Origin of the sequence: Bacillus sp. B19-2, assembly GCF_022832475.1 — a bacterium.
Lineage (GTDB): Bacteria > Bacillota > Bacilli > Bacillales > Bacillaceae > Bacillus > Bacillus paralicheniformis.
Map to the genome: position 1 here is coordinate 1,346,108 of NZ_JALHKQ010000001.1, position 22,806 is coordinate 1,368,913.

The following is a 22,806-nucleotide window of genomic DNA, read 5'->3' on the forward strand; positions in this document are numbered from 1 at the left end:
TTAAAAACGCCGTTCGGCGGCTTTCCGGCTATGGAAAGAAAAAAAGGCTGCCGTTTCATGGCAGCCTTTTAACTTCACTTCTCTTTATTCGATTTTGGCGGCCTTTTCCCCCAATACTGGTAATAGTCCGTCTTAATAAAACCGTTAAAAAGTTTCCGTTTTTTTGTCGCTTTTTTCCCGTAGCACTCTTCAAAACGCTCGTTTGATGTCAGCATGTAAACAGACCACGTATCAAGTCCGGCAAATGCTTCGCCCATCTCTTTATACATGGCTTCGACCGCTTTCTTTTCTCCGAGGCGTTCCCCGTACGGCGGATTTCCGACGATCACGCCGTATTCCTCTTTCGTCCGGAAATCCTTTACTTGCATTTGCTTAAATTCGATGAAATCGGAGAGTCCCGCTTCCTCGGCATTCGCCTTGGCGATCTCGATCATACGATGATCCAGGTCATACCCCGAAATTGAAAGCGGCTGGTCATAATTCGCCTTGTCTTCGACTTCCAGCCTCGCTTGATCCCACACTTCTTTGCCGATCCATTCCCATCTTTCGGATGCAAAATCCCTGTTGAAACCCGGCGCGATATTTTGGCCGATCAAAGCCGCTTCGATCGGTATCGTGCCCGAACCGCAAAACGGATCGACGAAAGGTCTGTCAGGCGTCCAATTTGTCAATAGAATCAATGCTGCAGCAAGGGTTTCTTTCAGCGGCGCTTCCCCTTGGCCTGTTCGGTATCCCCGTTTATGAAGCCCGGCTCCGGATGAATCAAGCGTAATAACCGCTTTGTCTTTTAAAAGGGAGACCTCGATTTTATATTCCGGGCCTGTTTCCTCAAGCCACCCGCCTTGTGTCTGATACGCTGATTTGAGCTTCTCGGCGATCGCTTTTTTGACGATGCGCTGGCAGTCCGGCACGCTTGCGAGCACTGATTTAACAGACTTTCCCGTCACGGGGAATGAGGCGTGTTCAGGAAGATAGGCGCTCCAGTCGATCGCTTTTGTCTTCTCGAATAACTCGTCAAAGGTCTTGGCCGTAAATTCGGCAACCTGCACTTTCACCCTGTCAGCGGTTCTCAGCCACAGATTGGCTCTGCAGATGGCGAGGGCATCACCTTCGAACACGACTTTGCCGTTGTCAACCGTACAATCATATCCAAGATCTCGCACCTCTTTGGCAACGATCGCTTCAATTCCCATCGGCGCTGTTGCAATTAATGTATAGGTTTTCATCATATCACCTGTTTTATGTATGTTTTTTACATGATAAAAGCTCTCCTACCTGCGGAGAGCTTATACATTGTCATCATCATAATAGTGTGTAACGTTCTGTAAGCCATGTTTTGTTCCGTCGTACTGCTGTCGGCTGCTAAGCCTCGTACTCGGGTGGTAATCATCTATCTACAGAGTCAACTCTGTCCTTCTTTCCGTTCATTTCCGTCCAGAAGGTTCCCCTACCAAAATTTGGGTTTCTCGCTCGAGGGGTTTACCGCGTTCCACTCTCACCATTTCTAGTGAGACTTCGTCACTGTGGCACTTTCAAGGATACTCAGCCATATCCATAAAGGACGTAGGCTTTTTTCCTGCCGTCAGCCTTCTGCAAGGCTGCCCTAGCTTATGACTTCGCTAGGCACGAACACTACGGGCATCTCAGCACCGTGCGAGCATGGACTTTCCTCTACAGATTTAAAATCTGCAGCGATTACCCGAACGTTAAGACATCAACTATTATAACTTAGTTTGTTCTAAAGGGCAAGCGGTTTTCATCAATCGTATAATTTGCTTCCAAACACATGTTTTTCCAAATTGGAAAGCCGTTTTAGAATATCAAAATTGGTCGTATTTGATTGAGCCGGCTGTCTCTTGTTGGCTTCTTCAAGCTGTTTTTTCAACTGCAGGTTTTCCTGCTGCAATTCTTCGATTTCCTGATGGAAGGCTTCATAATCTTTAATGACCATGTCCAAGAATTTGTCAACATCTTCCTGTTTATAGCCTCTGACTCCTGTTTTGAATTCTTTTTCTAAAATTTCTTTAGCAGAAAGCTTCACTTTATCAGCAAGCATCTTTTTCACCTCATATCGTGAATCATCATCTTATATTTTTTCAGAAAACGTGTGCAATGTCAAATTTTCTCTTGCACTTTTTACTCTTCATAAAAGCTGCATTCTTCAACGGTAACTCTCAGGTCATCCATCGTAATCGTGTAAATCGGAAAATCGCGTTTTTCCTGAGCCTTTTTTGCTTCATTCAGCATATACACAGGCGAACCTTCTCTTTCTTCGTCGTACAGAATCAATAAGCCATCCGCCTTTTCGATGAAAAACCGGTTTTTTTGTTTAAATTGGACCGGGCTTTCGTACGGCCTGTGTGTCAAGCTTTCAGTGAAATCGCTGGCTGCGAGCACAGCTTCATACTGCTCTTGGTTTTTCTCGTTCCACTTCTTTTCCTGTTCCAAAAACGGAGTGATGACCGCCACTTTCAAGTCGGGATATTCTTCCTGCAGCGAAAACGCGACTTCCGCCGCCCATAGTTCCGTACCGAGCTGGCCTGAGATAAGGATCCATTCCAGGCCTTCCTCAAGCAGGGCGATCAGTCGGTTTTCAAGCGCTTTTTTTATGTAGAACAGGGCCTTGTCATCCTGTTTGAAAATCCCGAGTTCAAACGGCTTGTACCCTGTAACGGCCAATACTTTCATCATAATCACCTGCTAAAAAATGGGGCCGTATTCCGCCCCATTTTTTTAAAAGATATTCTGTTGCTCACGTTCAATCCGGCGCTCGTTCATCCTGACAAAACTTCCGAAAATCCTTTTTAGTAAGGGCCCATACCCATTCCAGGTCCCGGCATCGCTCCAGGCCCGGGCATCATTCCTGCGCCAGGGCTCACGAAGTGCTGGTGTGATGCCTGGTTGACAGCTGATTGAGTTTGCGGGAAGTAATGAACATGCTGAAAATGCTGATGGTTGACATTCGTTGTGTGCTGCGGGTGAATGTGCGGTACGACGGTTTTGCTTTGCGTATGGTTGTAGCAGCATTGAGTAGGATGAACAATCGGCGCCATTACATGCGGTTTACAGTGCATGAAAATTCCCCTTTCTTTAAGCTTCTATATACACTATTAAACTATGAAGCAAGGGGTAAACATGTACTAATATAAAAACCTATTTTAAAAGTAAGCCATAAAGCTTTCCTTGAAATTCGTCATGATCAATACGATAAACAGTACGACGACAAAAAACAGATAAAACAGCCCCTTATACATATCGACGCTCCCTTCACACCATTCTAACGCTATTTTACAAGAAGCGATCGGTTTCTACAATTCATAACATGCTTGAAATGTTTGGCTTTCGAAGATCGTCGTTTTCTGCGCTTGCCCGGGGAATATTTCGTCCGTATTTCCTCTCTAGCCGCTTGCGCCGTTTCAAGAGGCCGGCCATTTCTTTTTCGGTCAGTTCAAACTTTTGTGAACTGTGCTGCTTGAGCAGGTTATCCGTTACTTCGAGAGCGGCCCGGATATCACGCTTTTGATGTTCAAGGTATTTGGCGAGTTCGATGCCTGCGCGCCAGGCGATTTTTCCATATTCTCCATTTTGGAGCTTCAGCCAAAGGGCTGCGGCTTCTTTTAGCATGCCTTGTTTTTTGTACTGCATGGATAAATCGAATGATGCGCGTTCAGACTGCTCAAAAGGCTTTTTTTCAAGCTCCTGCAATTGCGCTGTCGCAAGCTCTGTCTCCCGGTTGGCGAGGAGCCACTTTGCCATCGCATACTTTTCATTTGCCTCTGCTGTCTGCTCCGGGGCGAGGATTTTTTTCGATAAATGGATGTAAAGAGAGATTAAAGAAAGCACGTCAAGCTCATTGTGGTGCAAAACGCCTTCAATGATTTCCGGACGTTCCTCCTTTAAAAAATGAAAATACATCATCGGCGCCAGGTAGCCCGGCGTATCTTCAGTTCTTACAACGCCCAGCTCTTCCTTTTCCACCGTCCCCAAAGAGACGCGGTCAAATTTATGCTTCCAAAGGCGGCGTGATCCGTGGAGCAGGTCAAAGTGGCCGAAATCCGGCAGCTTTGGGACCCTGTCGCGGATCAGCGTGTGCCTCGTTTTCACCTGGGGCCAGTCGAACGCTTTCCCGTTATAGGTGACAAGAGACTGAATATCGACTTCACTCAGGAAGCTGTGATAGAGGGCGGCTTCGTGCCCCGGCTTTGGCAGCAGATGCTGTTTAACGACTACGCGGTCGTCATACACCCGTGCATGGCCGAGCAAAAAGATCGCATTGCCGGCTCCTCCTCCGAGACCGGTCGTTTCCGTGTCAAAGAAAAAAAGCTGGCTCGGTGTATATCCTTTGCTTGAAAGCGAATGGGAAACGGCGCTGTTGTTCCAGCGCCGAACCGTCTCATGCAGCTCAGAAAACGCGTAATGGCCATGAACATGTGTCAACGGATAAACGATTTCCCTGATTAGGCAATAGCATTCCTCAAACACATACGGTTTAACACCGAGTTCGGCCCATTCTTTCTCAAAACCGACGGACATGGAAGTCCGCTTTTCTGCCGGAGGATCCGTTTTTTCTTCTTTCGCTTGATTTCCCAGGTGATGCTTATAGCGGTTAAGTTTTCGTTTTAAAGACATGCCGCTCAACCTTTCCAGCCTTTTAAAAGGCGCAGCGCATTGTTTTTTGTCTGATCGCCGCTGCCGCCCACTCCTATGCAGGAAGGGCATCCTGACTCACACGGACATCTTGAAATCAGCCGATGCGCTTCATTGATGATCTCAGGCATTTGTTCATACACTTTCTGAGACAGCCCCACTCCGCCGGGATAGCGATCATACAAAAAGATCGTCGGCTTTTCGTTATGAACGGCTTTAATTTGCGGAAAAACGTGCAGGTCAGACGGATCGCACATCACTTTTAAGGCGGCGACATGTCCGAGGACGTTTGCAGTTCCAAGCAAAGCCTCTTCCAATTTGATGTCATTCCAATTTAGCCGCTCGTCATCGTTCACCTGCACCCAAGCCGCATTGGTATGCAGTTCCTCTTCAGGCAGATGAATCGGTCCTGAACCGATATTTTCATGCGTCTCAAATTTTATTTTCTTAAAAATCGTCGCTTTTGCCTGAACGGTCACATCCCCAAAACCGAACGCTGCGGTTTCCGTCTTTTTCTCCTTGTCAACTTCGAGAACTCTCAATAGGACGGCAAGATTGGCATCCGTATAGTAATCAACTTGAACCTCACGGACAAACGCCTTTTTCTCCTCCCAGTCAAGCTTTTCCACCTGGTATTGGATGCCTTGATGCAAATAAATGGCTTCATCGTGCAGCAGCGTCATGGCGCTGAACCTGTCCATTTCCCCGATTACTTTCGCCTTCTCGCGCTTTGACTGATCAACAATGACAACATTTTCCTGAGAAGCCGACCTCAAGCTGATGCCGTGCGCCGGAAAAGCGTCATTCATCCAGTGATACGTGTTCCCGGTTAAATGGAGGACTCTTTCTTCTGCCAGGTAGTCAAGAATATCCTCGATTTCGGCACCGCCGAATGTGTCCGTACTTTTGAAAGGCAATTCAAAGGCTGCGCATTTGATATGATCGACAAGAATGACCAGGTTATCCGGATTAATGACAGCAGTCTCGGGATTTTGTTTAAAGAAATAGTCCGGATTCTGTACAATGTACTGATCGAGCGGGGCGGAGCTTGCCACCATGACAATCAGCGCTTCGTTGTGCCTTCTTCCGGCACGGCCGGCCTGCTGCCAGGCGCTCGAGATCGTTCCCGGATATCCGGTCATGATGCATGTCTGCAGCTGTCCGATGTCAACGCCCAGCTCAAGCGCATTCGTGCTGACAACACCTTTAATGTCCCCGCTGCGAAGGCCTTTTTCAATGACGCGCCGCTCGTTCGGCAGATAGCCGCCCCTGTACCCCTGAATCGAATGAGGACCGACAATCGGCTTCATCACTTCCTGCAAGTATGTCAATATAATTTCAACCCGGACTCTGCTTCTTGCAAACACAATCGTCTGAATGCCGTTTTTCAGAAATTCGGATGCGAGCTTTCTCACTTCAAGGGTCGCGCTTTTCCTGATGTTAAGCGAACGGTTGACCATCGGCGGGTTGTAAAATAAAAAGTGCTTTCTTCCCGACGGGGCGCCGTTGTTTGAAATCAGATGCATCGGCTGCCCTGTGAGCGTCTCAGCGAGCTCCAATGGATTGGCGATCGTCGCGGATGTACAGATAAACTGCGGCTTGCTTCCATAAAATTCAGCGATCCGCATCAGCCTCCTGATGACATTGGCTACATGGCTGCCAAAGACTCCCCTGTATACGTGAAGCTCATCGATGACGATATATTTCAGATTTTCAAACAATGACACCCATTTTGTATGATGGGGCAAGATCGCCGAGTGCAGCATATCCGGGTTTGTAATGACGATATGTCCTGCTTTTCTGACTTTCTGCCTGATCGAAGGCGACGTATCTCCGTCATATGTATAACAGTTGATCGACGCACCGATTTCATCAATTAATTCATTCAGTTCGCTTTTTTGGTCCTGTGACAATGCCTTTGTCGGAAAAAGATATAAGCTGCGCGCATCTTGGTCTTCTGTGATCCGCTGAATGACGGGCAGATTGTAGCAAAGCGTCTTCCCAGATGCCGTCGGCGTCACAAGCGTCACGTTTTTGCCGGCGGCGCTGTTCAGAAACGCGTCAGCCTGATGGGAATACAGCTTTTCTATCCCTCTTTGCTGTAAAGCATGCACGATTCTTTTATCTAAACCTTCAGGAAAATCGCGGTAATCCGCTTCTTTTTCCGCAATTGTATGCCAATGAACAATTTGCTTGCTGAAAGCTTGGTCTTCTTTCAGAAGCTGAATCATATCTGTCAAATTTCGATTTTGAAACAACGCTGTCACCTCTCCCTTCTATTTTAGCGAATGTCCGTTCGTTCTGAAAGAGGTGATTTCCTGAGAAAATGAAAAAGCAGAGAATCGCTCTCTGCTTTTTTGCTGTTACTTAACTTTAAGCTCCATGAGCTTTGTCTCGCTTTTTTTCGCCTTTGCCTCTTCATGTTTTGTGACGCGCTCCAACACATCGCCGTTCATAATGACGATCGGCGTAATGGTGCTGCTCGCTTTTTCCTTGATCAGTTCCAAATCGCACGTTATCAAAGGATCGCCGACTTTGACTTTGTCTCCTTCTTTGACATGGGCTGTGAAACCTTCGCCTTCCATCGCTACGGTTTCCAGACCGATATGAATCAAGAGTTCCACGCCGGACAGTGAACGGATGCCGATGGCATGTTTTGTATGGAACAGCTGGATCACTTCCCCGTCGACAGGTGATACGATCTCGCCTGCGGAAGGCTCGACAGCCATTCCGTCACCCATCATCTTTTGGGAGAAAACGGGGTCAGGGACTTTTGAAAGTTCCAAAACTTGTCCGTCAACCGGTGAAAAAACGGTTTCTTCTTTCACATCATTTTGTTTCTGACCAATACCGAATAATTTTTTCAGCAATACAGTTGGGCTCCTTTCAAAACGCCTCTTTATGATGGCTATTAAAAGAGGAACAGGTTAAATATCAAATCTTTGGATTCCCCACTATTTAACCACACTTTCAAATTCCCATCAATGAATAACCATACCAAGAGCCCCTGCATAAGCTGAAAATAAAAAAACCGGGGTGATGAAGAATGGATTTCAAGGAAAACGACAATCATTCGCTAAGCAAGAAAGACGAAATTCAAGAAGCGGTTGAACAGTTATTTTACAATTCACCTTTCCACGATATTTTAAATTCATTCCAAAAACTGATATCAGACCAGCTTCAGAATTCCACCATTTCTATGAACATCAGAGAGGAGAATGAGGCGCTTCACGTCGACATCGCCGTTCCTGAAACGTTTCAAAACGGAGATATCATGATTGAAGCGAAATCAAGGTATCTTCATATCGCCTTGAAGGAGAAACAAGAAAGCGGCGGATCTTCATCATTTACAAGCCTGTCCAGAACCGTTCTGCTCCCATATCCCGTCCGCGAAGAAACAATGAAGACGTCGTGGAACCGAAATATCCTCACAGTCTCATTTCCGGAGCAAAAAAAGCATGAATGACCTTCATCCATGCTTTTTTTATTTGAAGAATCCCATAAACCCTTTGGCCAGCGCTCCGACCTGGTTGACCGTGCTCACCATCTGGCCCGCGGTGTCCATCATTTTGCTGAAATCAAACTGCCCGTTCTTTTTTTTGAATTGCGACAGAAAGCTTTGAAACTGTGATGGCTGGTGGAGATTCGGCCGCGGCGAGGGATATGGATGCTGATAAGGAAATGCCTGAAACGGCGGAAGCGGCGGCTGCATTTGCTGCTGAACAGGCTGATGATGGACTGAAAACGGGTCCACATTCTGCTCAATCGGCTGCTGATATGCCTGCGGCCGCTGAACTGGATGAGCGTACGGGACGGTTTCCTGACTGTAGTACGGCTGAACGGGATGATAGGCATAATGGTTTTGCTGATCGGCTTGAACATACGCACCGGGGCCGGAATAAGGATATACGGCGGTTCTCCTCTCTCCCATCTTTCCTCTCCTCCTAAAGCCCTTTTTTATATGTGTATGATATAAAGGCATTTCCTGTTCCAAAGGTTCTGTCACAGGTTTGTCAAAAAGTGTCGAAAATTTTAATATTTGAAAAACAGAAAAAAGTCGAATTGTTATGGTACGATATTATTAATATAAAGGAGAGGGGATGCACCATATGAACGTATCATACTTAAGAAATTGTTTTGCCGAGATGAAACAGTATGAGACAGACTGCATGAACAAACTGATGGATTTCGCCAAGTTTTTGTATATCCAGGGACATCTGACATTAAACGAATTTCGCACAAGTATGAAAGTTCTTGAAGCGAATGGCGCACAGCACCCTGCTTATGATATGAATACCGACGCCAGCTAAACAAACAGCCCTATTAAAAAAGAAGACCGGGATTAGGCCCGGTCTTCTCAGATTATTGACAAAATCCCAAAACTGCTCTTAGTTTTGGGATTTTGTCATCTTTTCAGCGTGAATGAAAACCCTTGCAGTCTAGGAAGGTCGAGCATCGGAGCGCAGCGAATGTTGGAATTCGTGAGCACCGACGCGCAGACCTGACAACGAATGCGAGGGTTTGTCAGCACGCTGAGACCGGGATTAGGCCCGGTCTTCTTTTAATATATCGTCTTCTACGTTTTTCAGCGTATAAAGGACGGATTCCGTCAGATCTTTAAAGCGTTTTTTATGGATTTTGCAAAAATAGGACTGCATGAAAATTTCATTTGCATTTTCCTCAACCGAGTTGAGCTGTTCTCCGTAAATGTATTTTGGCCGACTGGCCTTGATATAAGACAGGCTTTCTGCCAGCCAGCTTTTCACTGTTTGTTCGAATCTCTCGACAGAAGGTTTGACAACTTCGAAAAAATCGTATTCCGTCCCTTCCTCTTTTCCCTTACTGTATCGTTCTTCCGCTTCTTTTACAAGGCGGATTAATTCCCGTGTCTGTTTAAGAAGAGATTGTCTATCCAATTTTTTCACCTCGGGTTTATCGTACCAAAGGAAGACGACCGTTACAACGAATCCGGCTTATGCCGTCTCTCCTCTTGGCTCCACTCCCATTAACGTGCTGTTTAAACAAGCCAAGAGCTCTGCCAGTTCTTTTTCAATCAGATCGAGCCGTTCGTTCCATGCAGCCTGCTTTTCATGCTCCGCCCGGCGTACGGCTTCTGTCAAAGCCTTCTCAGCAGACGACATGGCTGATTCCGTTTCCAAAAGCATTTGAAGGACCGAGTCTTTGCTTGCACATCCGTTCATTTGCTTCCCTCCTTTTTGATCGCCTTCTATGCATTCTCCCCTATGCGCCCCCTCTCCTCCGCAGCTGACAAAACTAGAAGCAAACCGCCAAAGAAACTCATTTTCCAGCCAAACGCGCCGCTTTCGACAAGTGATCTTGCGAAAAATGGTATGATCAGCGCTTTTTTGCAAAATCTAAAAAGGTAAGGAGGTGCCCGCTGTGGAAAACAACAAAAAGAAAACACCTGCGAAAACAAAACCTGATGCTAAACAAACAGACACACTGGATAAGAAATTAGGCGGACCTAACCGCCCGTCCACTTAAAAAGCAAGGAGAACCCTTGCTTTTTTCTGTTTTACCTCTTATTCAGCCAATGCTCCAGCGAAAACAATGCCTGCAGCTGCCTTCTTTTTTGGAAATACCAATCGGTGATTTCGATCGTTTTCGGCAGTTTTTCATCTTTGAACATCGCCTCTCTCTTTCCTCCGCGAAACCAATCGCATTTTAATCCGTCTAATGAATGGGCAACAACGGGATAACATGTTCTCAAAAACGGCGAAGTTCTGATTTTAACCCCTGCCCAGCGCTCCATATCAAAGCGCGACCCGGTATGCGGAACACGTGATGTAAAGTGGAAAAAACCGGGGAAAAGCTCAGGCGAAAACAGCAGCTCGCTTAATTGCTTGCCGAGCTTGATCCTTTCCTTTAAACTAGTGAAGCGTTTGACAGACACGCCGTAAAAAACGCCTTCAACCGTCGGAAAAATGACCGTATTGAAGTGAAACCATTCACATAGCTGAAAAGGAATCGTCTGAAAAACATTCTTTTTAAACAAAGGATTTTGTATAATAGGAGTTTGGATAGTGTTTTGTTCATTTATAATGAGAGCATACATGAGCCGCTTTTGATCGCGCTCATGCCAGAACCGCTCCCATTCCGTTTTCATAAATGAAGACACGCCAAATGAGGAGAGCAAATGAAACAGCGGCTGGCCAAGCTGCTTGGACCACTGGTATAACAGGAGCTGCGGATAGGCGTCCGAAAAAATCAGCCAGTTCGCTCTCTCATACGTTAAAAACAGCCATTTCTGCTGAAAAGCCGTAAGTCCGAGCTCGAATAAACGCCCTTTTAAATCGGTCATTGACCAGCCGGCATTCCTGGAAACAAATGAAGCCAAAAGCGACCACTTGATTTCAGGATGGCGGTCAAAGTAGCGTTTGTAGGCATTTGTCCGTGAGATATTGTCCTTGTTCAGTTTTGCGGTCAGCTCTTGAATGCGGCTCGTCAGCTCCGCCGCGGAAAATGTGTTGTGCAAGATCAGCCACTTCCGTTAGTATCCAGATTTTTTGTAAAAGGAGGATGAAGAAAGTGATTCGTTACCCGAACGGCAAATCGTATCAGCCGAAAACAGCTGCCTCATCCTTGCAAAAGAAGCCGTCGTATTCCAATCGCGGCATGACCCTCGAAGATGACCTGAATGAAACGAATATGTATTATCAATCTCATTCGATTGCGGTCATCCATAAAAAACCGACACCTGTACAGATTGTTCAGGTCGATTACCCGAAGCGAAGCGCTGCGGTGATCAAGGAAGCATATTTCAAGCAGTCGTCAACTACTGATTATAATGGGGTTTATAAAGGCCGCTACATCGATTTTGAAGCGAAAGAAACGAAGAGCCGGACCTCCTTTCCGCTTCAGAATTTCCACGATCATCAGATCGAGCATATGAAGCAGGTTGTGGCGCAAGACGGCATTTGTTTTGTTATCATATCCGCTTTTGAAGAAATTTATTTTTTGGAAGCAGAAAAATTATTTTATTTCTGGGAGCGCAAAAAACAAAACGGCCGAAAATCGATCCGAAAAGACGAGCTTCAGGAAGCCGCTCACCCCATTTCACTTGGATACTCGCCAAGAATTGATTATATTAAGATTATTGATCAGTTGTATTTTTCGCCATCATAAATTATGATTTTAAAGTCATGTGAGCGGAAAGGTTTAACTAACGAAAGGTTGAGATGTTATGTCAGATCAATTTAACAGCCGCCAGGAACGGCGAAAAGCCCAGCAGGGCAAAAGCAGGTCTAATACTCATTCTAAACCCAAGAAAAAGAAAAAAGCAGGATTGTTCAAGAAAATTCTTTTATCCATTTTAATCATCGGTGTTATCGGCTTGATTGCCGGGGGCGTCACTTTTGCGGTGATGGTAGCGGACTCGCCGTCCCTTGATGAAGCAAAACTGAAAACACCGTACTCTTCCACAATCTATGACAAAAACGGAAAAGAAATCGCCGAAATTGGTTCGGAAAAACGGACATACGTGTCGATTAAAGACATCCCTGATTCCGTCAAAAACGCATTTCTTGCAACGGAAGACGCGCGTTTCTATGACCACCACGGCGTCGACCCGATCCGGATCGGAGGAGCGCTTCTGGCAAACTTCGAAGGCGGATTCGGTTCTGAAGGCGGAAGTACGATCACACAGCAGGTCGTCAAAAACTCCCTTCTGTCACATGAAAAAACGCTGAAACGGAAAGTCCAGGAAGTCTGGCTGTCGTTCCAGCTTGAAAGAAAATATTCAAAAGACGAGATTCTTGAAATGTATTTAAACCGGATTTACTTCTCGCCGCAGGCCTACGGTGTCGGAAAAGCGGCTGAGCAGTTCTACGGGGTTACAGATCTAAACGACTTGACGGTCGAGCAGGCCGCAACGCTTGCCGGCATGCCGCAAAGCCCGAATAACTACAACCCGATCAAACATCCGGAAAAAGCCGAGAAACGGCGCAACGTCGTGCTGAGCCTGATGAACAAACACGGCTTTATCTCTGACGCAGAGTACAACAAAGCGAAAAAAGTAGCCGTCACAAAAGGCCTTGTCTCTCCGAAGGAGTACGCAAAATCAACGTCCAACAAATACAGCGCGTTTATCGAGCAGGCCGTCGCCGAAGTGAAAGAAAAAGCGAACGTCACTCCGGGAACGGACGGACTGAAGATTTACACGACGATTGATACAGACGCACAAGATTATGTGGATGAGCTGATGGACGGCGATTCGATCCCGTATACCGAGAAAATGCTGGCCGGCCTCACCCTGCTTGATACGAAGACCGGAGAAATCCGCGCGCTCGGCGGCGGACGCGACCGGAAAGCAGGCGAATTTAACTATGCAGTAGATACGAAACGTCAACCAGGTTCAACGATTAAGCCAATCCTTGACTACGGCCCTGTCATTGAGAACAAGAAATGGTCGACGTATGAACAGATTAACGATGAAGCATACACGTATACGACCGGAGATCCGATTAACAACTATGACAGAAAACACAGAGGTTGGATATCGATGAGAGAGGCACTTGTCGATTCTCGAAACGTTCCAGCTTTGAAAGCATTCCAGGCAGCCGGAAAAGACAATATTGTAAAATTCGCAGGCAATCTTGGTCTTAACATAAATTCAGATGATTTAGTGGAAGCTTACGCAATCGGCGGCTTCGGAAACGGTGTGTCGCCTCTGCAAATGGCCGGAGCGTACAGCGCATTCGGGAACAATGGCTACTATAATGAGCCGCATACCGTTACCGCTGTGGAATTCAATGACGGCACAAAGCTTGATTTGACGCCTGAATCAAAGGCAGCCATGAGCGATTATACCGCGTTTATGATAACGGATATGCTGAAAAGTGCTGTTCAGCGAGGAACAGGAACAGCCGCACAAGTCAATGGCGTTACTGTAGCAGGTAAAACGGGTACGACGAACTTTACCGAGGACGACATTAGAAAACACGGCATAAATCGAAACGGAGCAAGGGATTCATGGTTCGTCGGCTATACGCCGCAATATACGGCAGCGGTCTGGACCGGTAAAGAAGGCTTTAATTCGCTGAGCGCAAACGAACAGCAAGTCGCCAAGCTCCTGTTCAAAAAACTGATTGCCAAGGTGGACAACGGCAGCGGCTCATTTGAAAAGCCTGACAGCGTCGTTGAAGCGACCGTTCTAAAAGGCTCGAATCCGCCGGTGCTCGCCAGCAGCAACACGCCTAGCGATAAAAAAGTCACTGAGTACTTTGTAAAAGGCACACAGCCGACGACTGTTTCGAAAAAATTTGAGGAAAAAGAAGATGCCGACAAGCCGACAGGGTTGAGTGCAGAATATGATGAAGCATCAAAGAGCATCAAGCTTTCATGGTCATATTCCGGAGACGGTGATGTATCCTTTAAAGTCAAACAATCAATTGACGGAGGCGGATACAGCGAAGTTCAAAGCAGCAGCGCGAAAGAAGCCGTCATACCGAATGCAAAAGAAGGATCCGTCTACAGATTCCAAGTCACGGCCGTTACTGAAGATGGCGAAAGCGACCCTGCTTCTGTGACGCTTAAAGTCAACGCTGCTGAAGATGATGAGTCAAAAGCGGACGATAAAAAGAAAGACGAGGATGACGAGAAGAAGCAAGATGCTGATGATGATCAGGACAAAGACAAACAAAATAACGGCAACTCAAATCAGCCGGATGATCAAAATTCAGGCAATACGGATCAAAACAATCAAAATCCGGGTAATACAGACGGCAGAAAAGATGATGACGCCGATGATCAAAACAAAGATCAGAATAAAGACAAAGACAAAAAACCGGATCAAGACAGCAACACAGATGATCAACAAACAAATTCCAACGGTCAATCAACCGGCAACCATTAATCTAAAAAGCCACTCACAGTTTAGTGAGTGGCTTTTTTATGATTGATGGCAACATATTTATAAAATTGCTTTTTCATTTCCGTAAACAATTCGTCAAGCTGAATAAAACAATGGTACTGCGTTGGTTTCTGGAGGATAAACTCGAGGCGTTCCGTCCAGTTCATCGGCTTGGCTCCAAAATCCTTACGGGTGATGATCTCCCAGTTGAGACTTTTGACAGGCTCCCCCATCGTCCAGTGGAGGCTTGCGATCAAGCAGCACACCCCGTTTAGCATATCATCCTGGCTGCACCTTGACTTTCTCGTTTTAAAGACGGGCAGAAGCTTTTCTTTTGTACGCTCCCAAGCCGCAAACAGAAGCGGGACCCATTCTTCCGCATGCTCCCACGGCTTGTCTTCTTCTATGTCCTGAAAAAAATCATAGCAGAGCGGATTTTCCGAAAGAACGTCAAGCCTTTCGCCGGATTCCGGTCTTCTCTTCCGCAGCGTTTTTTCGTATTCGTCCAACAGTGAAACGCTTGTCACGGCAACTTCACCAGCCCTTTTTTATATCGTTTTTGTCCTTCCCTGCACAGAGAAAACAACGGGCATTCTTCACATTTCGGCCTTTGCGCCTTACAGTGATAGCGTCCGAAAAAGATCAGGCGGTGATGAGTAACAGACCACTCTGATTCAGGCACTTTTTTCATCAGCGTCTTTTCGACTTCCGCGACCGAATCCTTCCATCTGCAAATGCCGAGTCTTTTTGAGACCCTTTCCACATGGGTGTCGACTGCAATGGCAGGAACACCGAATGCAACGGAAACGACGACATTGGCGGTTTTTCTCCCGACGCCCGGAAGTTTCACCAGCTCATCCCGGTCTTTCGGCACTTCACCGCTGTATTCTTCCAGCAGCATTTTGCAGAGCTTTTGAATATTTTTGGCTTTGTTCCGGTATAAGCCGATCGATTTGATATCTTGCTGCAGCTCTTCAAGCGAAACGGCAAGATAGTCTTCAGGCTTTTTATATTTTTTGAAAAGCGTTTTCGTCACTTTATTGACAAGCGCGTCTGTGCACTGGGCCGATAAAGCGACGGCGATGACAAGTTCAAACGGATTGTCATGGACTAATTCGCATTCAGCATACGGAAACATTTCACCGATTGTTTCTAAACAAAACTCGATCTGTTTTTTTGTCAGCATGTCTTCACCTTTCACTTTATTGTTCAAGCCAATTGTAAAAAGGAACTTGTCTTGTATACTCCTTTTGCTCATTTTGCCGCGGAGCGGTCTTCCGCCTGAATCTTTGGCTGTAGTTTGCGGCTTGTTCGACGGTTGAAACGCCGTTTTTCTTCCACTCAAACAAAATCCGGTCAATGTATCGGAAATTTAGTTTTCCTGATATGACGGCTTCTTTGAGAGCTTGTTTGATCAGCTGTGCATCGTGATGATCCTGGTCAAGCCAGATGCTGAGCGTCTCGCATTCCAGCGGAGACAGCGGCCGCGCAAATTCCTCTTCAAAGACCGTATAAAGGCTCTTCTGTTCGCCTTCATTCTGTTCAGCAAGTTGCTTCTGCTCGGCCATTTCAAGATGCTCAAACAGCTTGCCCCAGAGAGGTTCGAGCGAATACTTTTCAAACTTAATGCCGTTCTGGTCTTCGCATTCTTCTATATAGATGAAGCCTTTTTGAATGAACATTCTCAGCATGTTCATACATTGTTCGGTTTCAATCGACATCGTCTTGCTTAATTCCTCCGGGGTCGGAAAAAATGAACCTCTCTCAACATGCATTTTAATGTTTAAGAGCAGCATGAATTCTGTCTCGTTTAAGCCAAGCTCCCGATAGTTCAAAAAAAGCAGATTCGGAATGGTGACAGATCCCATCTCCTGCATCTTAATAAAGTGCTGTTTTTTCATTCGATACACCTCTTACCTTCCAGTATATCATGGATGACTGTGAAAAAGTCTCCTGCAATCAGGAGACTTTTTTCTTAAGGATATAAGCGATTTAATAGTCTTGGGAACGGAATCGTTTCGCGGACGTGCGGAGAGCCGCAGATCCAGGCAACCGTCCGTTCGAGTCCGAGTCCGAATCCTGAATGCGGAACTGATCCGTATTTTCTCAGCTCTGCATACCATTGATAAGCATCCGATTCTAAACCGTGCTCTTTCAGGCGTGCTTCGAGAAGCTCAAGATCATGGATCCGTTCAGATCCGCCGATAATCTCACCGTAGCCTTCAGGCGCAATCAAGTCAGCGCAAAGTACGACATCTTCCCTGTCAGGGGCAGGCTGCATATAAAACGGCTTTAATGATGTCGGATAGTGTGTAATAAATACCGGCTTGTCATAGCTTTCAGCGATCGCCGTTTCGTGAGGAGCGCCGAAATCATCGCCCCATTCAATATCGTCAAAGCCTTTCTCTTTTAAGAACTGAAGCGCTTCATCATATGTGATTCTTGGGAAAGGCGCTTTGATAAGCTCTAGTTTTGAAGTGTCTCTGCCGAGCGTATTCAGTTCGATTTTGCAGTTTTCAAGCACGCTTTGGACGACAAAAGAGACATAGTTCTCTTGAACTTCAAGGTTTTCATTGAATTCGACAAACGCCATTTCCGGTTCGATCATCCAGAATTCGATCAGATGGCGCTTCGTTTTTGATTTCTCGGCTCTGAAAGTCGGCCCGAATGAAAAGACTTTTCCTAAAGCCATTGCAGCAGCTTCCATGTAAAGCTGGCCGCTTTGCGAAAGGTAGGCATCTTCGTCAAAATACTTTGTCGCAAAAAGCTCTGTCGTTCCTTCAGGTGCGCTTCCCGTCAAAATTGGAGGATCGACTTTAACAAAGCCTTCCTTATTGAAAAATTCGTATGTAGCGCGAATGATTTCATTGCGGATTTTCATCGTTGCGTGCTGCCGTTTTGAACGGAGCCACAAATGTCTGTGATCCATCAAAAATTCTGTTCCGTGTTCTTTTGGTGTAATCGGATAATCTGTCGCTTCATGGATGACTTCAAGCGATGTGACAGCAAGCTCGTAGCCGAGTGGCGAACGCTCGTCTTCTTTGACGACGCCTTTTACATATAGCGATGTTTCCTGTGTGACAGATTTAGCGGCTTGAAATGTTTCTTCATCCACTTCCGCTTTGACGACGACTCCTTGGATAAAGCCTGTCCCGTCTCTTAGCTGCAAAAACGCAATTTTGCCGCTTGAGCGTTTGTTGGCGATCCAAGCGCCGATTGTTACTTCTTCACCAACATGCTTGTACACTTGGTTTATTGTTGTTTTCACTATCGTTTCCCTCCAAAACACGAAAGAATTCGGTCAAGCCCTCATTCTTTCTGACGTCCATAACGTATATTATACCTTTTTTGAATCGTTCAGGTCAATGCAGCTTGCGTGCATGCAAAAAGCGTCCAGCTGCGGACGCTTTTTGCTTCTAGCGGCTGCGATTCACGACAAAGCGGCGAATCCGTGTGACCGCTTCTTCCAAAAGTGACAGGGATGTCGCATACGACAGACGGATGTTGTCCGGTGCGCCGAACCCTGAACCGGGAACGATCGCAACTTTTTCTTCTTCCAAAAGCGCTTCGGCGAATTCATCAACGCTTGAAAAGCCGCATGATTCTGCCGCTTTTTTTGCATTCGGGAACAAGTAGAAGGCCCCTTCAGGCTTCAGGCATGTCAATCCCGGAATGTCAACAAGCAGTTCATACACCTTGTTCAGCCGGTCTTCAAAAGCTTTTCTCATCTCTTCAACAGGCTCGTTTGGTCCATTGTAAGCGGCAATGGCTCCGTATTGTGCGACAGATGTCGGATTTGACGTGCTGTGGCTGGCAAGGTTCGTCATCGCTTTAATGATCGGTTCGCTGCCTGCCGCATACCCGATTCTCCAGCCGGTCATGCTGTGTGACTTGGAAACCCCGTTGATGATCACGGTTTGGTTTTTAAGTTCTGGAGAAAGCTGTGCAATGGATACATGTTTTTTTCCGCCGTATATCAGCTTTTCATATATTTCATCAGATACGATTAAAATGTCGCGGCGAAGGCATACTTCACCGAGCGCTTTAAGCTCTTCTTCCGTATACATCATGCCTGTCGGATTGCTTGGGGAATTGATGATCACAGCCTTCGTTTTTTCCGTGACGGCTTTTTCAAGCTGCTCCGGAGAAATTTTGAAGCTGTTTTCCTCAAGGCCTTCTACAAATACCGGTTTGCCGCCTGCAAGCTTGACTTGTTCAGGATAGCTGACCCAGTACGGAGTCGGAATAATCACTTCGTCCCCCTCGTCGAGGAGCACTTGAAATAGGGTGTAAAGAGCATGCTTTGCACCTGTGCAGACGATAACTTCAGATTGGCGGTACTCGATTCCCTGATCGCGCTTGAATTTTTCGCGGATGCTGTCTTTCAGCGCCGCAAGACCTCCGGAAGGCGTGTATTTGGTATGTCCTTCATTCATCGAACGGACAGCCGCCTCAATGATGTGCTCAGGCGTATTAAAATCCGGTTCACCCGCCCCAAGACCGATGACATCGTGCCCTGCCGCTTTTAAATCTTTTGCTTTTGCAGTGATTGCCAATGTTGCAGATGGTGTTAACGCTGATACTCTTTTAGCTAGATTCAACTTGATTTCCCCCTGTTTCGTCTAAGGCGTAATATTTTTGTGAATTTTTCCGTTTATAAAGTCCACATAGCTTAAACTGTACTGCCCATCTTTATTTAAGTATGTAACTTCCCACAATAGAACATTGCCTTCCCTTGCAAGGTGCACCTCTTTAAGCTCAGACACAAGGCCTTCATCCTGAACCGCTTTTGAAGCCTGGCGGCCGGTAATGCCGTCTGCCGCTTTTTTGTAAATCGTTTTCTGCTTTTTGTCAGCAGGCACCCAAACATACATTTTGTTGCCTTTTTTGTCCGTCCCTGTGACAATGTACTGCTTTTCTTTGCCGACAAACGTCTCCACGCTGTCAACTTGTTTTAAGCCTGCTTCCTGCTTGGCTGTTTCGGCAGCCTGCTCGTGGCCGCTTTTTTTCTGATCCATTGCCGTACGGTAGACATTCGCTCCCGCAAGAAGTGCTGTTAAAAAGATAATACCAAATATCAGTATGAAAATTAATGTTTTTTTGCCCATTTTCTGCTCCTAAGTACGATAAATCGTAAAAATGGCCTGTTTTTGATCTTCTTCATCGAGAGCGAGGCCGAACATAAGATCATCGCGTTTGAGCGTGCGGTTCAAAAGGTCGACGATTTTATACAGGTCTTCTGAATGCTCGACGCTTACGGTAGATAAAATTTCGATTTTGTTTTCCATTTTTCAAATCCCTCCGAACGAAACAATAATTGTAATTCATACTCTTTGTGCCTAAAGCCATACTAGTTGTTACAACGGGATAACCGTTTAAATATAAAACCTTAATCCACACCATTTAAGAGCCGCTTTATGCGGCTTTTAGCCGTTTTTCCCGGCTATGTAGGCTTCAAGCTCAAGGAATGTAGGCTCCATGACTTTTGCAGGGGGGAGAGCCTTCATAAACACCGTGCCGTAGGAAGAGGTGCGGATGCGGCGGTCGAGAATCACGACCGTTCCGCTGTCTTTCTCCGAGCGGAGCAGCCTGCCGATCCCCTGCCTGAATGCCAGGACAGCTTCCGGCAGAGATACCGCTTGAAACGGGCTTTCTCCCCTTCTCTTTGCCCGGTCGCACTTGGCTGATTCAACAGGGTGGTCAGGTGGCCTGAACGGCAGCCTTGCGATGACAAGCGTCGTCAGCTCGTCACCCGGAAAGTCAACGCCCTCCCAAAAATGGTTCGTTCCGAGGAGAACCGCATGGGGATACGATCTAAACAATTTCATGACCTTGACGGGGCTTCCGCCGGAAATCCCCTGCGCAAGGAGCTGACAAGGAAAGTCTTCCTCATGTTTTATTGCATGGTAGACGTCTCGCAGCATATCATGAGACGTAAACAGGACGAGCACTTTGGCGTTTTTCTGTTTTGCAAGCGCCTTGACATAACGTGAGACATCCTGAATATAGTCTTCAGGATCGTTTTGAATCGGGCTCACATCCGTCGGAATCATGATGTTCATATGCTTATCATAAGAAAAAGGCGCCTCGATTTGCAAGGTCCTCGGATAGAAATCGCTTAAACCGAGCTTTTTGATCATATAGTCAAATGAATTCTCGACGACAAGCGTCCCCGATGTGAGCACAACGCTTTTTTTCTCGGTAAAAAACCGGTCGGCCAGAATTTCGCTTGTATCAAGCGGCTGAGCGTAAATGGCCGCGGCGTTTTTTGCGCCCTTCGCGTCAATTTCAATCCAGACGACCTCATCTTCGACAGGGTCAAACATCAAGCGGGCCAGCGTCTTTCGATATTCTTCAAGGTCGTTCATGCATGAATCGTATTCGTCTAACAAAAACGCCTGGCGGCTGGTAAAAGAAGCCTGTTTTTCAGCGAGGCTTTTCTTTTGATCCGTAAACAGCCTGTGCATGTCATACAGCAAGGAACACAGTCTTCTCGCGCCTTCTTCAAGTCTGCTCCACGCCCTGCTTTCATCGGTTTCGCCGATCTTATATAAGAGACGGTTTAGATCGTTTCTTGGTTTCCTCCGCTTGACAAAAGAATGAACAGCCGTAAAGAACAGATCGCTTTCTTCAAGAAGCTGAGCGAGCCATTCGTCCATTTGGAAAAAAGATTCTGATGAAATGCCTGCGGACCGGTAGAGGCGTTCGGCTTTTTTTAAAATCCCCCTTTGCTTGAGGGTGCCGAGCCGCATCAACCTTTTATGGAGAAAGACATAGTCTGCTCTTGCTCCATACTGCTCACCCGCCGCGCGTTCAAAGTGATGGGCTTCATCTATAACAAACGTATCGGCATCACCGGTATGAATTCGCTGATTGGCTTCGTCAGTCAACAGAAGCGCATGATTGGTAATGATCATATCAGCCTTCTGCGCCCGCGCTTTGGCTCTCTCATAAAAACACAATTTCCTTATGCTGCTGTTTTCTGCATATGAATGCGAATCATATGCCAGTCTGTCCCAGAGAAGCTTTCCGCCTGACGGAAGATTAATTTCCGATAAATCTCCTGTTTCTGTATCTGTCAGCCAGACGAGAATTTGCGCTTTAGCAAGGACGCTATCATAATTGTCATCATCTTCCTGTAAAATATGCTTGAACTTGCGAATCGATAAATAATGGGAGCGACCCTTTAAAACCGCGGCTTTGACCGGAAAAGGAAAAATCTTTTCCAAAAGCGGGATATCGCGGTTGATCATCTGCTGCTGAAGCAATGTCGTATATGTACTGATCACGACCGGCTTGCCTGTTTGCTTGGCATGGATTGCAGCCGGCACGAGATATCCGAGCGTTTTTCCGATTCCAGTGGCGGCTTCGATCAGAGCATGCTCATGATTTTGAAAAGCGGTCCAGACCTCCCGCATCATTTCCGTCTGTCCTTCTCTCTTGTCAAACCGGTCGTCCAATGAAGAAAGCCCGCCGTCTTTTTCCCAAATAAGCGGCTCTGTCTGCGAGATCCGGCTCTTATGACCGGCCTCTTCATCCTCGTCTTCAGGGGTCCTGATCACAAAGGAACCGACCTTCATAAAGCCTGCCTCAAGCTCAGCATCGGCGCTTTTTTCAGCGATCAAGCCGTCAAAAAGCTCCTGCGCGTCGCTGATCAAATGCCAGGATAGACGTCTGATCGATTTCAAAACAGGAATCGGCAGCCTTTTCAGTCTGTCCATCATATGTAAAAAGATCAAAGCGGTCACTTCTGCATCGCTGTCAGCCCTGTGCGGGTTTTCATGGCGAATCTGAAGCTCTTCGCTCAGTTCAGTCAATTTATAGCCGTCAAAACCCGGAAAAACGATTCTCGAAAGCTCCACCGTATCGAGAACGCTGCATTCAAGCTCGCCAAAACCGGCCTGCTGCAGCTCATGCTTTACAAAAGCAAGATCAAAATGAATGTTATGAGCGATAAAACAGCTGTCTTGAAGCAACTCAAAAATATCTTCGGCAATCGCCGAAAATGGTTCTTCATTTTCAACCATTTCATTTGAAATTCCCGTCAGCTGCTCGATAAAAGCGGGAATCGGCTGATTAGGATTCACATATTTGGAGAAACGTTCGGTCATTTGTCCATTTTCAATCACAACCGCTGCAATTTGAATGATTCTGTCGCCTTTTTTCGGCGAATTACCTGTCGTTTCCACATCAATGACCACATATCGTTGATTGTTCATTCAATGGACACCTCAATTTCGATACCTTCGACAAAAGTGTAACACGTTTTAGAAAGGTGCGGGGGGAAA

24 protein-coding genes and 1 other RNA gene are annotated in these 22,806 nt (G+C 46.5%); 5 read left to right on the plus strand and 20 right to left on the minus strand.

Annotated features, from left to right (window positions below):
- Window positions 1-74 precede the first annotated feature (74 nt).
- The 8 genes from MST20_RS06865 to MST20_RS06900 form a co-directional block, all read right to left on the minus strand.
- Window positions 75-1,226, minus strand: a complete 1,152-nt coding sequence (locus tag MST20_RS06865; RefSeq protein ID WP_243941013.1) for a THUMP domain-containing class I SAM-dependent RNA methyltransferase — start codon at window positions 1,224-1,226, stop codon at window positions 75-77.
- Window positions 1,227-1,320: 94 nt separating this feature from the next.
- Window positions 1,321-1,707, minus strand: an RNA gene (rnpB, locus tag MST20_RS06870) — RNase P RNA component class B.
- Window positions 1,708-1,759: 52 nt separating this feature from the next.
- On the minus strand, window positions 1,760-2,056 hold the full coding sequence (gene gpsB / locus MST20_RS06875; RefSeq protein ID WP_003182873.1) for a cell division regulator GpsB: 297 nt from the start codon (window positions 2,054-2,056) through the stop codon (window positions 1,760-1,762).
- Between the two features lie 80 nt (window positions 2,057-2,136).
- On the minus strand, window positions 2,137-2,688 hold the full coding sequence (locus MST20_RS06880; RefSeq protein ID WP_152847185.1) for an SLOG family protein: 552 nt from the start codon (window positions 2,686-2,688) through the stop codon (window positions 2,137-2,139).
- A gap of 116 nt (window positions 2,689-2,804) precedes the next feature.
- The gene (locus MST20_RS06885) at window positions 2,805-3,074 is read right to left on the minus strand and encodes a CotD family spore coat protein (RefSeq protein ID WP_020451911.1); all 270 of its coding nucleotides are present in this window, start codon (window positions 3,072-3,074) and stop codon (window positions 2,805-2,807) included.
- A 241-nt stretch (window positions 3,075-3,315) separates the two neighbouring features.
- Window positions 3,316-4,629 carry a ribonuclease H-like domain-containing protein gene (locus MST20_RS06890; RefSeq protein ID WP_243941015.1) on the minus strand — a complete coding sequence of 438 codons (1,314 nt, stop codon included), beginning with the start codon at window positions 4,627-4,629 and terminating at the stop codon, window positions 3,316-3,318.
- 5 nt (window positions 4,630-4,634) lie between these two features.
- Window positions 4,635-6,878 carry a DEAD/DEAH box helicase gene (locus tag MST20_RS06895; RefSeq protein WP_243941197.1) on the minus strand — a complete coding sequence of 748 codons (2,244 nt, stop codon included), beginning with the start codon at window positions 6,876-6,878 and terminating at the stop codon, window positions 4,635-4,637.
- A gap of 132 nt (window positions 6,879-7,010) precedes the next feature.
- Window positions 7,011-7,517 (minus strand): PTS sugar transporter subunit IIA, encoded by a 507-nt coding sequence (locus MST20_RS06900; protein WP_243941017.1) that lies wholly within the window; start codon window positions 7,515-7,517, stop codon window positions 7,011-7,013.
- A 176-nt stretch (window positions 7,518-7,693) separates the two neighbouring features.
- Between MST20_RS06900 and MST20_RS06905 the strand changes: the two genes are divergently transcribed.
- Window positions 7,694-8,113, plus strand: coding sequence for an Hsp20/alpha crystallin family protein (locus tag MST20_RS06905; protein WP_243941019.1), 420 nt, complete (start codon window positions 7,694-7,696; stop codon window positions 8,111-8,113).
- An 18-nt stretch (window positions 8,114-8,131) separates the two neighbouring features.
- Here MST20_RS06905 and MST20_RS06910 read toward each other — a convergent pair whose 3' ends face one another.
- Window positions 8,132-8,578: a YppG family protein gene (locus MST20_RS06910; RefSeq protein ID WP_243941021.1), complete on the minus strand. Its 447-nt coding sequence runs from the start codon at window positions 8,576-8,578 to the stop codon at window positions 8,132-8,134.
- A gap of 178 nt (window positions 8,579-8,756) precedes the next feature.
- Here MST20_RS06910 and MST20_RS06915 point away from each other — a divergent pair, with 178 nt between their 5' ends.
- A complete protein-coding gene (locus tag MST20_RS06915; protein WP_011198064.1) occupies window positions 8,757-8,957 on the plus strand; it encodes a YppF family protein in 201 nt (66 codons plus the stop codon).
- Between the two features lie 234 nt (window positions 8,958-9,191).
- Here the strand turns inward: MST20_RS06915 and MST20_RS06920 are convergent, their stop codons facing one another.
- Complete coding sequence (locus tag MST20_RS06920) at window positions 9,192-9,563, minus strand: YppE family protein (RefSeq protein WP_243941023.1); 372 nt, start codon at window positions 9,561-9,563, stop codon at window positions 9,192-9,194.
- A gap of 57 nt (window positions 9,564-9,620) precedes the next feature.
- Window positions 9,621-9,848, minus strand: coding sequence for a YppD family protein (locus tag MST20_RS06925; protein ID WP_243941025.1), 228 nt, complete (start codon window positions 9,846-9,848; stop codon window positions 9,621-9,623).
- A gap of 199 nt (window positions 9,849-10,047) precedes the next feature.
- Here MST20_RS06925 and sspM point away from each other — a divergent pair, with 199 nt between their 5' ends.
- Window positions 10,048-10,152 carry an acid-soluble spore protein SspM gene (sspM, locus tag MST20_RS06930; protein WP_025811234.1) on the plus strand — a complete coding sequence of 35 codons (105 nt, stop codon included), beginning with the start codon at window positions 10,048-10,050 and terminating at the stop codon, window positions 10,150-10,152.
- 31 nt (window positions 10,153-10,183) lie between these two features.
- Here sspM and MST20_RS06935 read toward each other — a convergent pair whose 3' ends face one another.
- The gene (locus MST20_RS06935) at window positions 10,184-11,143 is read right to left on the minus strand and encodes a DUF2515 domain-containing protein (protein WP_481747888.1); all 960 of its coding nucleotides are present in this window, start codon (window positions 11,141-11,143) and stop codon (window positions 10,184-10,186) included.
- Window positions 11,144-11,196: 53 nt separating this feature from the next.
- On the opposite strand from MST20_RS06935, the gene recU reads away from it, so the two are divergent.
- Both recU and MST20_RS06945 read left to right on the plus strand, forming a co-directional pair.
- Window positions 11,197-11,793: a Holliday junction resolvase RecU gene (gene recU / locus MST20_RS06940; protein WP_003182896.1), complete on the plus strand. Its 597-nt coding sequence runs from the start codon at window positions 11,197-11,199 to the stop codon at window positions 11,791-11,793.
- 58 nt (window positions 11,794-11,851) lie between these two features.
- On the plus strand, window positions 11,852-14,521 hold the full coding sequence (locus MST20_RS06945; protein ID WP_243941027.1) for a PBP1A family penicillin-binding protein: 2,670 nt from the start codon (window positions 11,852-11,854) through the stop codon (window positions 14,519-14,521).
- Window positions 14,522-14,541: 20 nt separating this feature from the next.
- Here MST20_RS06945 and MST20_RS06950 read toward each other — a convergent pair whose 3' ends face one another.
- The 8 genes from MST20_RS06950 to dinG all read right to left on the minus strand — a co-directional run bounded on the left by MST20_RS06950 (window position 14,542) and on the right by dinG (window position 22,737).
- Complete coding sequence (locus tag MST20_RS06950; RefSeq protein ID WP_165427384.1) at window positions 14,542-15,045, minus strand: YpoC family protein; 504 nt, start codon at window positions 15,043-15,045, stop codon at window positions 14,542-14,544.
- Window positions 15,042-15,704: an endonuclease III gene (gene nth / locus MST20_RS06955; RefSeq protein ID WP_243941029.1), complete on the minus strand. Its 663-nt coding sequence runs from the start codon at window positions 15,702-15,704 to the stop codon at window positions 15,042-15,044. The genes MST20_RS06950 and nth overlap by 4 nt, the downstream gene beginning before the upstream one ends.
- A 16-nt stretch (window positions 15,705-15,720) precedes the next feature.
- Window positions 15,721-16,419 carry a DnaD domain-containing protein gene (locus MST20_RS06960; RefSeq protein ID WP_243941031.1) on the minus strand — a complete coding sequence of 233 codons (699 nt, stop codon included), beginning with the start codon at window positions 16,417-16,419 and terminating at the stop codon, window positions 15,721-15,723.
- A 74-nt stretch (window positions 16,420-16,493) separates the two neighbouring features.
- Entirely contained in the window at window positions 16,494-17,786 is a 1,293-nt protein-coding gene (asnS, locus tag MST20_RS06965; protein ID WP_165427387.1) for an asparagine--tRNA ligase, read from the minus strand.
- A 148-nt stretch (window positions 17,787-17,934) separates the two neighbouring features.
- Window positions 17,935-19,119 carry a pyridoxal phosphate-dependent aminotransferase gene (locus tag MST20_RS06970; protein WP_243941033.1) on the minus strand — a complete coding sequence of 395 codons (1,185 nt, stop codon included), beginning with the start codon at window positions 19,117-19,119 and terminating at the stop codon, window positions 17,935-17,937.
- 21 nt (window positions 19,120-19,140) lie between these two features.
- Window positions 19,141-19,626, minus strand: coding sequence for a cell wall elongation/penicillin-binding protein regulator TseB (gene tseB / locus MST20_RS06975; RefSeq protein WP_243941035.1), 486 nt, complete (start codon window positions 19,624-19,626; stop codon window positions 19,141-19,143).
- A gap of 9 nt (window positions 19,627-19,635) precedes the next feature.
- Window positions 19,636-19,806 carry a YpmA family protein gene (locus MST20_RS06980; RefSeq protein WP_003182913.1) on the minus strand — a complete coding sequence of 57 codons (171 nt, stop codon included), beginning with the start codon at window positions 19,804-19,806 and terminating at the stop codon, window positions 19,636-19,638.
- Window positions 19,807-19,944: 138 nt separating this feature from the next.
- Window positions 19,945-22,737 (minus strand): ATP-dependent DNA helicase DinG, encoded by a 2,793-nt coding sequence (gene dinG / locus MST20_RS06985; protein ID WP_243941038.1) that lies wholly within the window; start codon window positions 22,735-22,737, stop codon window positions 19,945-19,947.
- Window positions 22,738-22,806: the final 69 nt, after the last annotated feature.